This is a genomic window from Paenibacillus sp. JNUCC32 (genome assembly GCF_014863545.1).
Lineage (GTDB): Bacteria > Bacillota > Bacilli > Paenibacillales > Paenibacillaceae > Paenibacillus_AQ > Paenibacillus_AQ lautus_A.
The window spans coordinates 2,972,101-2,984,606 of sequence record NZ_CP062260.1 but is presented as its reverse complement, the minus strand read 5'-3'; the positions used below and the strand labels follow the sequence as shown (position 1 = coordinate 2,984,606).

At 50.0% G+C, this 12,506-nt stretch carries 11 protein-coding genes; 8 read left to right on the top strand and 3 right to left on the bottom strand.

Translation table 11 applies throughout. The annotated features are described in order from the left end of the window. Positions 1-55: 55 nt before the first annotated feature. The 7 genes from JNUCC32_RS13180 to JNUCC32_RS13150 all read left to right on the top strand — a co-directional run bounded on the left by JNUCC32_RS13180 (position 56) and on the right by JNUCC32_RS13150 (position 6,529). Positions 56-514 (top strand): hypothetical protein, encoded by a 459-nt coding sequence (locus JNUCC32_RS13180; RefSeq protein ID WP_009596009.1) that lies wholly within the window; start codon positions 56-58, stop codon positions 512-514. Positions 515-538: 24 nt separating this feature from the next. Beyond that, positions 539-934, top strand: coding sequence for a hypothetical protein (locus JNUCC32_RS13175; RefSeq protein WP_228468950.1), 396 nt, complete (start codon positions 539-541; stop codon positions 932-934). Between the two features lie 5 nt (positions 935-939). Next, a complete protein-coding gene (locus JNUCC32_RS13170; RefSeq protein WP_192572343.1) occupies positions 940-1,494 on the top strand; it encodes a hypothetical protein in 555 nt (184 codons plus the stop codon). Continuing rightward, positions 1,481-2,470, top strand: coding sequence for a hypothetical protein (locus JNUCC32_RS13165; RefSeq protein ID WP_192572342.1), 990 nt, complete (start codon positions 1,481-1,483; stop codon positions 2,468-2,470). The genes JNUCC32_RS13170 and JNUCC32_RS13165 overlap by 14 nt, the downstream gene beginning before the upstream one ends. 122 nt (positions 2,471-2,592) lie before the next feature. Then, positions 2,593-4,146, top strand: coding sequence for an ABC-F family ATP-binding cassette domain-containing protein (locus tag JNUCC32_RS13160; protein WP_192572341.1), 1,554 nt, complete (start codon positions 2,593-2,595; stop codon positions 4,144-4,146). Positions 4,147-4,459: 313 nt separating this feature from the next. Continuing rightward, positions 4,460-5,269, top strand: coding sequence for an aminoglycoside phosphotransferase family protein (locus JNUCC32_RS13155; RefSeq protein ID WP_192572340.1), 810 nt, complete (start codon positions 4,460-4,462; stop codon positions 5,267-5,269). Positions 5,270-5,452: 183 nt separating this feature from the next. Continuing rightward, positions 5,453-6,529 carry a ThiF family adenylyltransferase gene (locus tag JNUCC32_RS13150; protein WP_192572669.1) on the top strand — a complete coding sequence of 359 codons (1,077 nt, stop codon included), beginning with the start codon at positions 5,453-5,455 and terminating at the stop codon, positions 6,527-6,529. Between the two features lie 84 nt (positions 6,530-6,613). Here JNUCC32_RS13150 and JNUCC32_RS13145 read toward each other — a convergent pair whose 3' ends face one another. Then, positions 6,614-9,976, bottom strand: a complete 3,363-nt coding sequence (locus JNUCC32_RS13145) for a discoidin domain-containing protein (RefSeq protein ID WP_192572339.1) — start codon at positions 9,974-9,976, stop codon at positions 6,614-6,616. Between the two features lie 266 nt (positions 9,977-10,242). On the opposite strand from JNUCC32_RS13145, the gene JNUCC32_RS13140 reads away from it, so the two are divergent. Then, positions 10,243-10,962, top strand: coding sequence for a response regulator transcription factor (locus JNUCC32_RS13140; RefSeq protein ID WP_192572338.1), 720 nt, complete (start codon positions 10,243-10,245; stop codon positions 10,960-10,962). 40 nt (positions 10,963-11,002) lie between these two features. Here the strand turns inward: JNUCC32_RS13140 and JNUCC32_RS13135 are convergent, their stop codons facing one another. Further along, the gene (locus tag JNUCC32_RS13135; RefSeq protein WP_192572337.1) at positions 11,003-11,497 is read right to left on the bottom strand and encodes a C40 family peptidase; all 495 of its coding nucleotides are present in this window, start codon (positions 11,495-11,497) and stop codon (positions 11,003-11,005) included. 268 nt (positions 11,498-11,765) lie between these two features. After that, complete coding sequence (locus tag JNUCC32_RS13130) at positions 11,766-12,410, bottom strand: thiamine diphosphokinase (protein WP_192572336.1); 645 nt, start codon at positions 12,408-12,410, stop codon at positions 11,766-11,768. Positions 12,411-12,506 lie beyond the last annotated feature (96 nt).

Here is a 12,506-nt window from a genome sequence, read left to right as displayed (position 1 = left end):
ACGATAATCACTAGGTTCATATAAAAAAACAATAAGGGAAATGAGGGGGATTTCAATGAATAACGCATCATCCGCATTAAAGGTTGCAGCAGGCATATTTTTGACCATTGCCCTGATTACGATCGTTGTCATTTTGTTTATTTCGGCCCAGGAGGCAACCAAAACCGCCCAGAACAATTTTTCGGATATACAGACGGAGCTGTCCCAGGCAGCCTTTACCGTGTATGACGGAACGACGATCAGCGGTTCTCAAGTTACGAATGCACTGCGCAAATATAAGGACAAGGATCAGTTCGGCGTTTTCATTGCAACAGGTAAAAATAAAGCAGGGCAATGGTACGGCAACGTACTGGAGTCGGACGGATCGATCCTGAATCCGGATTCCAGGCAAGGGAACATCAACCTTGTCATGGATGAGAAAAGCCCGGAGTACGTCAACCCAAGCGGGAAGTTTAGGGCGACCATCGTGAAAGACAATTCCAACGTGATCCGGGGCATTAAATTCGATCAATAGATATGAATAGAAAGGTGAATAAACTTGCGCGAAGCAACAATAAGCATGCTTGAATTGGCTGCGGGGGTGGCGTTGTTTCTCGGCGCATCCTTGTATGCTTTCCATATTCAGGAAATGGTTGGCGGCGGGATAACAGCCGCGGACCGAATGACTCAAGAACAGCATGCCGGAGTGACAACCGTAAAGATGACTAACGATAACGGGAAGCTGACCTATGTAGGAAGCGAAGTCTTGTTTACGCTGCGAGAATTAGAGGCAGGCGACTTTACCGTTGATGTGGATGGAACGGTGTTCCATTCAGGCATTCATCCGGAGGAGCTGGATGTTTCGATCATCGACTTAAATGCTCGGTATCATGCGGAGTACATTCGGGGAGCGGATGGGGAAGTAGATCGGATCCAGTTTCTAAAAGCGAGGTAACAACCATGTCTAATTCGGTATCGAAATGGTTTGCGGCATTTCTGGCGCTCCTTCTGTTATATTTGGTTCCCGCTGGCGAGATGGCAAGAAGACAGGATGACCTGTCACGACTCATCGTTTATCAATCCGTTACCAAATTCGTAGACAGTGTTCGCACTAAGGGATATATTACCCCGACCATGTATAATGACTTCCTTCAAGAGTTGGCGGCCACAGGGAACATTTACAATGTCGAGATGGAGCATCATCACAAGAAATACCACCCGGAATATGCCGATCCTTCGGATCCCGGATCATTCTTGAACCGTTATTCCGTTGTATATGATGCTTATTATCAGGATGATCTGATGGGGTATCTGTTCCCGGACTCGAATCTGGATAAAAGCGATGATAGCCGCCGCTACCGTCTAACTGCCGGCGATCACTTTCAGGTTAGCGTTACCAGCTTGAATCGCACACCCGGATTGGTGATATTCGATACGTTGACAGGATCCAATTCAGAAGGAACAGCAGCTATCGCATTCCCTTACGGAGGATTGGTTCTGAATGAAGATTACTGATCTTGCCATCGTGTTTACTGCCGTGTTCTTCCCCATGTTTCTCGTCCTAGGCATGCGCGCCGAGAGCCTGGAGGATGTCCGGTTTGCCGAGATGAAATATACGGGTGCTCTGCGCACGGCCGTTCAAGACGGCGGGATGAAACTGAACGATAACGAGACGCAGTCCAAGGAGTCGGCTTATGATTCCGTGAAGTATATGCGTGCGGATAAAGAACAAGCGCTGGAGTCATTTTCCCGGACATTGTATATCAACATGGGGATCGGAGATGACAAGGCTGCACAAGCTGCCTTATGGCGGTATATTCCTGCCATCGTTGTGCTGGACTATGACGGGTATTATTTGTTTGTATCACAGCCCTATGTTGACGATGACGGCAAGGAGCTTATGGAGCATCGATGGACTCCCAAAATTCCTTATGCCTGGAATGATGGCAGCGGCAACAGCATTCAGTTTACGCTGGATTCTTACGTTCAGGTATATGAATCCAATTCCTCTATCTGGCATTCTGGATTTCGGAAGGATCTCATTGGCAGAACAGGCGTGGCTTTGTTGGATCATGAGGATGTGTTTGAACAAGTCCGGCGGATCACCATCGTGAATACGGTTCAAGAGCGTCTAGCCTATTACATACAGCTCCACAATCAAGTGGCGCTGCGGAACGGAATCTCTTATACGTTCACGCTGCCTTTGATTTCCCAGGAAGAGTGGGTAAATACGATTGATGATATCGGTATGATGGCTTTCATTCAAGGCATTCCCATGGGCGAACAATATTACAATAACTACGCGCTTGGAGGCGGCCGACTCGTTAAAGCTCCGACCTATTTCGGCGCGGTGGATGACAGGGGGCTCCCCTATTATTATCGGGATACCTGCTCATTCAACGATCGGGTGGAGGAGGTGTTTCCGAATGCCAAGGAAGCAGCGGCAGCCGGTTATCATGAGAAAAGCTGTTATAATCCCGGTGTCCCGTGATCCCCGAAAATCGTAGTTTCGGCCGGACTCGATGATGTGTTACAATAAACTCTTGACTGTGTACAATTCGCTAAATTAACATGAAATAAGTTCATTTTATACAGACAGGAGTTACTATAGCCATGAGTTTATTGACCGTAGAGAACGTATCGCATAATTTCGGGGATCGTACTCTATTCAAGAATGTATCTTTTCGTTTGCTGGCCGGCGAACATGTCGGTCTTGTCGGAGCAAACGGCGTAGGCAAATCAACATTAATGAATATTTTGACGGGTCAGCTGCTTAAAGACAGCGGCAAGGTAGAGTGGACGCCGAAAATCCGTTACGGATACTTGGATCAGCATACCAAGCTGACACCGGGGAAAACGGTACGCGATGTTTTGAAGGATGCCTTTCTGCCCCTGCTGGAGCTGGAAAAAGAAATGATGGAAATCACCAATAAGATGAGTGATGCGACTCCTGAAGAGCTGGAACTTCTGCTCGAACAGATGGGCGAGATTCAGGAGCAGCTGGACATCGGGGATTTCTACATGCTGGACGTAAAGGTTGAAGAAATGGCGAACGGTCTAGGGTTGTCCGTGATCGGCCTGGATCGCGATGTGGCGACATTAAGCGGTGGGCAGCGCACCAAGGTGCTGCTGGCGAAACTTCTGCTGGAGAAGCCTAACGTTCTTCTATTGGACGAGCCTACCAACTATCTGGATGTTGAGCACATTGAATGGCTGACTCAATATTTGAAGCAGTACCCTTATGCGTTCATTTTGATTTCCCATGATACGGAATTTATGAACCAGGTGGTCGACGTCATCTATCATTTGGAATTTGCGAAATTAACGCGTTATACAGCGAACTACGAGAAGTTTCTGGAAATGGCCGATATCAACAAGAATCAGCATATCGATGCCTACGAGAAGCAGCAAGAGTTCATTAAGAAACAGGAAGACTTCATTCAGCGGAACAAGGCCCGCTACTCCACGTCCGGCCGAGCAAAGAGCCGGGAGAAGCAGCTGGATCGCATGGAACGGATTGACCGTCCTGAGGAAGCGGCTAAACCCGTGTTTAACTTCAAGGAAGCCCGCGCCAGCGGTAAAACGGTATTTGAGGGCATTGATTTTGAGATTGGCTACGATCGGCCATTGCTTCCCAAATTGAGCATCATGATCGAACGCGGAGAGAAGATTGCCATTGTCGGATGTAATGGCGTGGGTAAATCAACGCTGCTCAAGACCATCTTAGGGAAAATCCCGGCCTTCTCGGGCAAGACATATCAAGGGGACTTTCTCGTGCCCGCTTATTTCGAGCAGGAAGTACGTCCGGGGAATATCACGCCGATTGATGACGTGTGGAACGAATTCTCACATTTGAACCAGCACGAGGTTCGTGCGGCCCTTGCTCGCTGCGGACTCAAAAACGAGCATATTACCCGTCCGATGAAGGCGCTTAGCGGTGGCGAACAGGCAAAAGTCCGTCTGTGTAAACTTCTGATGCGCGAGAGCAACTGGATTCTGTTTGACGAACCGACAAACCATCTTGACGTTGTGGCCAAGGAGGAACTAAAACGTGCCTTGAAGGAATACAAAGGCACCATACTGTTGGTTTCCCACGAACCTGAATTTTATGAAGATTGGGTAACGAAGATCTGGAACGTCGAAGATTGGTCCAACCAGAACGCTTGACCCCATTGACGGATCACAATCCAGCGCACAAGTTGGATGATGAACCTGAATCTAAACGAGTTTAATCGTTACTCCTTAAGGATGACCGGAAGCACGCTGCTGGTCATCCTTTTTGGCGTACTCGATCCTCTTCGGCTCTCGGTCCTGCTATGGATGAATCCTTTTTTATGATATGCTAGAAGCAACTTGACATGAACGGAGGAGATGTTGATGGAAGACATGGATTTGACCATCGGGGCATCAATATATGAAGGGAATACACTTCCATAGCCCCATTAACCGTGTTATTCCCTTCCGAAGGGGAGACGAGTTCATGAATTCGGAAAATCCAACAGGACAGGGAGAGGGCCTTATTCTCTCCGCCGAGAAGTCGGTTGTACGACGAGGTCAGGTTGTGTATCGACCTTGCGGGGAATGGACCCCGTCCGTACACTCCTTATTAAGGCATTTGAAGCAAGCAGGGTTTACGTCCCTGCCTGATATTATTGGCTCGGGTTGGAATGAGGAAGGTCAAGAGACGTTAAGTTATGTAGAGGGCGAATTTGTTCATCCCGGACCTTGGAGCGATGAAGCCATCGTCGCTGTAGGACGATTATTACGTCAGCTTCATGACGCTTCCGCTACATTCTCGCCGGGTCCCCAGGAAGTATGGAAACCGTGGTTTCTACGTGAACTAGGCAATGCCGGGGTTGTATATAGCCATGGTGATGTTGCGCCTTGGAATATGGTTACCCGCGACGGGATGCCTTACGCTTTAATTGACTGGGAATTCGCGGGACCTGTACAGCCGCTTGTTGAGTTAGCCCGGGTATGCTGGCTCTTTCCGCAGCTGCACGATGATGATGTTGCCGAAAGAGTCGGCTTGCCGGATGCTAATGCCCGTGCAAGGCAGCTCCGTTTATTGGTTGACGCTTATGGCGTCGAACCTTCTCTTCGAACGGACTTGTTGGATATGATCGTAGAGGTGGTCGTGCGGGAAACGGCTGAAGAAGCCATTGAGCAGCAGGTATCGCCGGAAACGGAAGGTCTGTTATGGGGGATCGCCTGGAGAGCTCGGAGCGCTGCCTGGATACTGCGTCATCGTAGTATCCTTGAGAAGGCGCTGAATACCCGATTGTGTTAAGGCGAAATTCGTTAAACCGCCCATCCTGTTTAGCGGGATGGGTATTTTTGATCATGAATAGCTTTTGGTCAGATTTTATGAAAGTCAAACTTCATTAGCATGTTCGGAGAAATGGATCGGGAGGAAACATACATGTCTGGACTACATGATAACAGGGGGAAGGCAATCCTCAAGGGACACCAAATGAACACTGCTTTGGAGTCCTCGGAGGGCAAGGAGGCTGCTAAAGCGGAAAGAGAGGATCGGTATTCCAGGCAAGAGCGGTTCACGCCATTGGGAAAGGAAGGACAGCTTCGCCTCCGGAACAGCCGCGTGCTCGTTCTAGGCGCAGGGGCGCTGGGAAGCGCCGTGTCGGAGACCTTGGTTCGCGCAGGCGTCGGACACGTGACCATCGTGGACCGGGATTACGTGGAATGGAGCAATTTGCAGCGTCAGCAGCTGTTTACCGAGCAGGATGCCATCAACCGGCTGCCAAAGGCCGTAGCTGCTGCCAAGCGGTTATCCGAGATCAACTCGGACGTCAGCGTGGAAGGTGTCGTTATGGATGTACGAGCCCACGAATTGTCGGTGCTGTGCCAAGGCGTTGACTTGATGATGGACGCTACCGATAATTTTGGAACCCGGCTGATCTTGAACGACATCGGTTTCAAGCATGGAATTCCGTGGATTTACGGGGGATGTGTCGGGAGCTCCGGGATGAGTTATACGTTTTTACCGGGAGAAACCCCATGTTTGAACTGTTTGCTTGGAATGATTCCTTTAGGCGGCGACACTTGCGACATTAACGGCATTCTCCCCCAAGCGGTACAGATGGTCGCTGCCCATCAAACGATGGAAGCGCTGAAGCTATTATCCGGAAACCGCCAAGCCTTGAGGAAAAAGATGCTGTCTTTTGATTTATGGCGTAACGAACAGTTGGAATTTGGAGTAGACCGTGCGAAAAAATCGGACTGCTCCACATGCGGCGAGGAACCGACATACCCTTATCTGTCGGCTGAGCATGCCGATAAAAGCGAAGTGCTGTGCGGCAGGGACACCGTGCAGATCCGGCCGGGCAGACCCATGCAGCTTCAACTGGAGGAGATGGCGGATCGATTGAACAGCCTGCCTCAAGGAAAAGCTACCGTTACCCCATATATGATCATTTTTCAGGCAAGTCCGCACCATTTGGTTATATTTCAAGACGGCAGAACCCTGGTGCATGGCACATCGGATATCGCCAAGGCTAGATCGCTATATAATCAATACGTTGGCGGTTAAATAAGAAGGAGCAAAGCTAACGTGCTTCATCCCACATCGTATACGACAAAGGAGTGAGCCTCACAGGCCCACTCCTTTTATCGTTTAATCCCCAATCGCTTCATTCAAAATTAAATGGAAACCATTCTGGATGAAATAGAGATCAGGGTGAGCGATATTTTGCATGGTCAGATTGTTGAATGTTGCGGACCCGTTGCCCGTGTACGTGTAGATCGCCGCACCCGGATGCGGACTCGAGAATCTCGAGGACGTTACTCCGTCAAGTCCCGTACCGTCTATACGGATATGGTTAAACACGATGTTCTCAAACCCGCCGCCATAACCGAACTGTACCGCACTGCGCTGGGTGTTCAGAATATCGATGTTGGTAAACGTAACATTGCGGATCGGATCATTCGATGCTTCAAGGTCGATGGCCCCGCGCTCCCCGTTGTACAAGTCTTTACTGGTACCACTGCCAATGATGGTGGTATCGGAGAACAGAATGCCGGTATTATTCTGGAAATGATATCCAGGGAATACCGTGTTCATTCGGATGCCGGAACCGCCAACGGTGTCTACAATCAAATTGTGAGTGGCCTTGTGACCGCTTCCCCCAAAGAAAGCGATGGCCGCCGCGCGCCAGTTGTTTTCGATGGTGTTATAGGAGAAGGTGTTGTTAACACCCGCTGGTGCACCGTTCACGTTACTCGTCCAGACAGCGAGTCCATCGTCGCCGTTATTTCGAATGCTGCTGTTGCGCACCGTCGAATGGCTGGTCCCCTGCGCAAAATTAACCCCATCCGCTAAGTTGTTGCGGATCCGGCTGTTTTCTATGACCAGCCCTTCTGCGATCTTGGCCGGCGTATGGGCATAATCGCCAACCCAGAATCCGCATTCGAAATGCTCCACCCACACATTGTGAATCTTGGAGTTGGTGCCGAAATTGTCCATGAATCCTTTGTAAATGGCATTCTGATTATATCGGGACCGCAGATTCGAGTTGAGATAGATATGGCTGAAATCCAGCTGGCCCCCGATTCGAAGCGAGATCCCGCCGGAAGCCGCATTCGGGTTGGTAAATTGGATGTTGGTGTGCCAGATGCCTGCCCCCATAATCTTCATGTCATTGATCATATTGCCGACCGAGCCGATCTTCCACATATTGCCCAAATGGAACGTCCCCTCAGGAATGTAAAGGGTTTTGCCTGATGAGGTCGCTGCCTGCACGGCAGCCTCAAATGCCGTTAGGTCATCTTGGCCGTCGTTGGGGATCGCACCGAAATCCGTGACGGAGACCGAGTTGGCAGGACGGGCGATAGCCGCAGTTACCGGCTCGATTTCGATGAAATCGACGCCGTATTCCAGGTTATCCGCATTAGACTTCTGAATACGGATTTTGTCTCCCGGCTGAAGCGCCGTATCCATTTTCCAGTGTACTTCATCGAACCGGAATAGAGGACGTCCTCCTCCAGGCGCATCTGCCGGATGATCGCTGGAAAAATACTGCCAGCTGTAGTAGGACGTTAATGGAACCGTCTTCTTCTTCGAACCGTTTACATAGACGTCGAGCGAGCCGTCTAATCCCATGCCGTCCGATGAGTCCGGCATCGTATATCGCATGGTGATGCCTGCGCCCCCTTCGCCTTCACGAACCGTCCATTCCAGGTTGGATCCGCTTGTAGGGAGAGCAACATAACGTTGTCCGGATGCTTCCGATGCCGTGAGCGCTTGATCGAACGTGGGCGCTGATTTTAGCAATGCGCCGCCGCCGCGTATGGCGTCATCGGTATCATAGCGGGTATACGGCATGCTGGCACCGCGTGATGAGTACACGGTTAGGTTGGCATGACTGACATTGTTCTCCCGTTTAACCGGTACTTCGTTAGCATCGGGTGCCACGGAGGTTGTTAATGTATAGCTGCCGCTTGCAGCGGTCCATGTGCCGGGAATTTGGACGGTGGCGGATGCGCCTGCGGCAAGGGCACCATGGTAGCTACCGTTAAAGGTCTGGATCGTTGATCCGGCCGGATTCTTCAGTGCAACGGAAATCGCATGCGAGCCGCTAGCCGTGGCTTTGTTGCCTTGGTTCTTAAGATTGACGGTAAAGGCTACGGCATTGCCGGTCATAGGCGTGGTTGGCGTCCACTGTATCGTTCCTACCAAATCGGAGCTTTCCACGCTGCCAATAACCAAAGGGGACGAATGGGAATAGCTGTTGTTCCCATCGTTCAGCTCGATGATGTTGTCATCCTCGTCGACCTTGGCGCTGAGGGTATACGATGCAGCCGCTGGGGCTCCGGTTTGCAGGGAGACCGTGGCGGAAGCTCCTGCTGCAAGCGGCCCTAACGGCGAGGAGCCTGCTTTTGCGTCATTCAGGTAAAAATTGACCGTCGTAGCGCCGGCTTCCGCGCTTCCAATGTTTTTAACCGTGGCATGCAGTGTGATATCATCGTTTTCGCTCGGAGAAGACGGCGTCCAGGACATATCCGTAATGGTAAGGTCCGGGTTCTCGCCGGCGGTGCCATACACTTCAATTTCCGCAATCTGTCCCGCAGGGGCGCCGGAATTCGATGTTATGTTCAATTGCAGACGTTTAACCGTTGCATTTACCGGAATCGTTACGAAATTTCCGGAAGCGGGGGCGAACGTATAGGACTGAGCCGACACCAGATTACTAAAGGTCGTTGTAGTTTGGTCATGCCCAAGGACTTGTATGGTTTGCGTGCGGGCGCTCCATTCCGTAGACGGATTCAGTTTCAGTACGATGGAGGTAATATCATGGTTTGATTCCAGATCCAGGGTCAGCGTACTGGGGTTGCTGCCGCCTTCCCAGTAAGTTTGGACGTTGTTGTCGTTAGCATGGGCCGCTACATACGTGAAAGTGCTTGAGGAGGCGGTAATCGGTTTGCCGCTCGCGACATTGTTTCCCGTTGGAGGCGTCGGAGGGGAGACCGATGGTCCATAAATTTCAAATTCAGACAGCTGCGCAGCCGGCCATGTCGTATTGTTGGCTACACTTAAACGAACATATCTCGTGCTCGTTTCGTCAAAACTCACGGTCACCGAGTTTCCTTCGGCAGGGTCGAATGCATAGTCGGCCGGACCCGTGATATTTGTGAATGTCGTGCCGTTCAAGCTGCCTTGTACGCTCAGCGTTTGAGTCCGCGGCTCCCAGCTGGCAGGAAGTTTTAGGACGAATTCGTTGATGCTGGTGGCGGTACCGAGATCAACTTGTATCCATTGCGGGAACGCATGGTTGGTGCTTTCCCAGTACGAATTTGGATTGCCATCGTTTACGTTGGACGGCCCGTAGGTTTGGGATTGGCCGCTAGCCGTCACGTTTTTGCCGATGGATAGGTTTATTCCGCCTGCTGCAGAAGCCTTAGCGGGAGGCCCGGCGGCCGTGAATACAATGGATACCAGCATGATTACGACTAGAGGCCATCCCACGAGTTTGTTGCGCATATTATTTTTCCTCCTTCATCATGTTGATGAGTTATACCGGGTAAAGATATCCCCCTTTCCTGATCTTATATCCATTATAAAAATAACGTCTCGACCGAAATAAGATGCAATTCTACGGAAATCGTATGCGATCCCAGCATCTTTTGGATCAGGCTTGAATTTTTGTAAGAAAATGCGTTCTGGTTGTTCTTCATCCATTGCAGGAGTGAAAGCAGGATGAAACAGACATACTTACATTATTAAGCGATGAAAGCGGGGGAGAACCCGTGGACAAAGTCATTTTGATCGCGGCAGACAATCAAGCTCGGATCCAGACGATAACGGAGATACTAGAACAAGCGGGTTATAAGGTTACAGACGCTGCGAATTATTCGGAAGTGGTTGCCGCACTGCAGCGCGCAGGCGCAGACCTGCTGCTCATCGACAGCAGACTGCCGGGTATGAACCAATTCAATCTCGTGGAGCGACTGGCGGGCAGAGGGGAACAGCTCCCGATCATTGTCATCGGAAGCGACGGTTCTAACGAAGCGATTCATGCTTTGGAAGCTGGAGCCCATGACTACATCCCGAATGACAGAGATGAGAGGGAGCTGTTGGCGCGAATTGCCAATTTGCTGAGGCTTTTTCAGACAGGACGCGCGGAACAGGAGGAGATCATCCGAATCGGAGATCTGGTGATCGATCCTTTGAGCCGCAATGTAATTCGGGAAGAGGAGCCCGTGGAACTGACTCATCGCGAATACGATTTGCTGTTGTTTTTGGCTCGAAGGCAGGGGCAGGTATGCACGCGTGAGGATATTTTAAAACAGGTATGGGATTATGATTTTCATACGGGTACCAACGTGGTCGATGTCTACATTCTCCATTTGAGAGAGAAGATCGATAGAGGGCGCAAGCAAAAACTGCTTCGTACGATACGGGGGGCCGGTTATAAGCTTTTATCCCAGAAAGAAATCGATGCAAGCAAAAAAGACCGCCTTCCCTGAGCGGAAAGACGGTCTTCGATATGATAAGTGGAAAATAAGACTACAGTACGCGACGAGCTTTCAGGTAAGTCTTGCTCCAGTTGCCGGACAGGCTGGAGATCGTTACGCCAGGCTTGCCGTAAGTGTGCAAGATTTTGTTGTTGCCCATATAAACGGCAACGTGTGTTACGTTTCTGCCATTCGCACGGCTTCCGCTCGAGAAGAATACCAGATCGCCGGCTCTCAGGTTCGATTTCGAAACGGCCTTGCCGACCTTGGATTGGGCAGCGGACGTACGCGGCAGGTTCACGCCGTATTTTTTAAAGATATGTTTCATGAAGGAAGAGCAATCAAACACTCTTGTCGTGGATGTGGATGCTCCGAATTTATAAGGTGTTCCCATATATTGTTTACCGAAGTTAACGACTCGAGTTCCTGTGCTTACGGATGCTGCTTCTACAGGTGCCGGCGGTGCAACAGTTAGTAATGCGCCTACGCCCAAAGTTGCGCTCAAGCTGATGACTACGGCTTTCTTAATCCAATTCTGTCGATTCATGTTGTATGACCTCCAAGCAGTTATTGTTTTTTGCGATGAACCGAGTATATCAGATTTGAAACCGGCCATAATCTGGATAATCGGCGGAAGTCCTTGGGCCGCATGAAATGAAAGCGAATTATTAAAATATCATTAAAAGTAACAAAAAATTAAGAATTTCGGCTGATTCGCGAGTTCTAAACAAGAAAAAACCCTTGATATACAAGGATTTTTCAAAAGAATTACGAGGTTGAATATTTTGCGATAAAAGATGACAAAATAGTAATGATTAGCGATCCTTGCTTTGAATAATGAGCAGCAGACCGCCTTCGATCCGAACCGTTCCTTTCTCCTCGGCCAGCCTGTTGCTGACCCCGAGCGACTGCCCCAATCGCAATGTGGCATCTTGGAGCGGATACTGAAAACCTTCGAGATAAATGCCGGTAACTTCCGTGGTGAGCGGCAGAAGGGAGACATATGTAAACCCTTTGTTCTCGACGAGACAGCTGGAGCCCGTCAGGGTAATAAAATTGTTTTCATCTAATATGGAACACGGGATATGATGCTGAAGGCCGCGTATGAGCATGTGGATATTGGCCAGCGTATGATCCAGGCGCGTGCCCGTAGCCCCCAGAATCATGATGGATTCGGGCGAGCGTTCCATAGCCAGCTCGAAGGCAAGCTCGGTGTCGGTCAAATTTTTATCGATCGGGTCACAATCGATGACCTTTCCGCTCATGGAGTGGACACGATCCATCTGCTCGGGCGAAATGGAATCGAAATCTCCGACGGACAGATCGGGTTTGATTCCATGTTCAATCAAGAAGAGAGCGCCGCGATCGGCTCCTATAATGAAATCCCCTTCTTGGACCTCATTCAGGAATCCCGTTGACAACTCCCCACCTGTGAAGATCAGGACGCGAGTGTGTTTCATTATATATTCCTCCTTTTTCGAGAGAATTGTCATTGAATTCTAGTATAGTGCAGTTTTCATGCTTGCACAATTTTAATAGGCGCGGCTACAATGTAG

Excerpts from the sequence above, each read along its gene's own strand:
- JNUCC32_RS13160 (WP_192572341.1), top strand. The coding sequence starts at position 2,593 with ATGAGTTTATTGACCGTAGAGAACGTATCGCATAATTTCGGGGATCGT.
- JNUCC32_RS13155 (WP_192572340.1), top strand. The coding sequence starts at position 4,460 with ATGAATTCGGAAAATCCAACAGGACAGGGAGAGGGCCTTATTCTCTCC.
- JNUCC32_RS13150 (WP_192572669.1), top strand. The coding sequence starts at position 5,453 with ATGAACACTGCTTTGGAGTCCTCGGAGGGCAAGGAGGCTGCTAAAGCG.
- JNUCC32_RS13145 (WP_192572339.1), bottom strand. The coding sequence starts at position 9,976 with ATGCGCAACAAACTCGTGGGATGGCCTCTAGTCGTAATCATGCTGGTA.
- JNUCC32_RS13130 (WP_192572336.1), bottom strand. The coding sequence starts at position 12,410 with ATGAAACACACTCGCGTCCTGATCTTCACAGGTGGGGAGTTGTCAACG.
- JNUCC32_RS13170 (WP_192572343.1), top strand. The coding sequence starts at position 940 with ATGTCTAATTCGGTATCGAAATGGTTTGCGGCATTTCTGGCGCTCCTT.
- JNUCC32_RS13180 (WP_009596009.1), top strand. The coding sequence starts at position 56 with ATGAATAACGCATCATCCGCATTAAAGGTTGCAGCAGGCATATTTTTG.
- JNUCC32_RS13165 (WP_192572342.1), top strand. The coding sequence starts at position 1,481 with ATGAAGATTACTGATCTTGCCATCGTGTTTACTGCCGTGTTCTTCCCC.
- JNUCC32_RS13135 (WP_192572337.1), bottom strand. The coding sequence starts at position 11,497 with ATGAATCGACAGAATTGGATTAAGAAAGCCGTAGTCATCAGCTTGAGC.